At 43.4% G+C, this 847-nt stretch carries 1 pseudogene; it reads left to right on the top strand.

The window, feature by feature from the left end:
- Positions 1-608, top strand: a pseudogene (locus BG32_RS00105) (4Fe-4S ferredoxin); the annotation flags it as partial.
- Positions 609-847 lie beyond the last annotated feature (239 nt).

Raw genomic sequence — 847 nt, forward strand, 5'->3', positions numbered from 1 at the left:
GTTCAACATCTTTTGAGGAGATTGTCGAGAACTATCCGATCTCGAAGGAACAGCTTTTTAATGGCCTTGGAATACCTGAGATGGTTTCTGTTGAGCTCAAAGTGAAGGACCTTACAGGAATTCTTGGTTTTATCGGTGAAGAAGAAGTGATATCGAGGGAGCATCTTTCAGCACTGATCGGAAAATTAGGTGAACCAATTTCATCTTTGGCCGAGCATAGCAAAGTGGATTTTGAAAATATTATCGAATTTGTCCAGTCAAGTGGTTTGGACGAGTCGACGGTCGTTTCAGAAGTTATGGCTAGTGGCCCTCCAGGGCTGTTCACATATCTCTTCAGCGGAAGATGGCCTTTTGAAACATCTGGAGATGGAGCAGTCATTGAAGAGAAAGAGACTGGCAGTGAAAATCATGGGCAATCCGCTTCAGTTGATATCAAGGGTTCTACAAGCTTGTTGGAGATCGAAAGGATGGTCCCGGATTTTGAAGCATTCCTTGAATATTTTGGCCTGCCGATCGATGAACCCAAGAGCTCGTTGTTGAAGGATCTGAAGACAAAGTACCAGATCGAGATTTCGGATATAAAGGATTATGTTTCCAACAATCAGTAGATCTGATATGAATAGCAATCGGTTCTACCTGCTCCTGTTGTATAATCGGAGAGGACTCCGGTTGAGTTCATACACTTAGAGGAGGGATAGACATGAAGAAATTGCTGTTGATTCTTGTCGTTTTTGGTATTGCAGTTGCCGTATTTTCAGAGCCCCTTTTAGTTTGGCCAGATAAGACACATGGGAAGCCACTTGTGGCGGGATTATATTCCCCTGTTTATGGAGAAGCCAAACTGGAC

This window comes from Mesotoga sp. HF07.pep.5.2.highcov, from assembly GCF_003666285.1.
Lineage (GTDB): Bacteria > Thermotogota > Thermotogae > Petrotogales > Kosmotogaceae > Mesotoga > Mesotoga prima.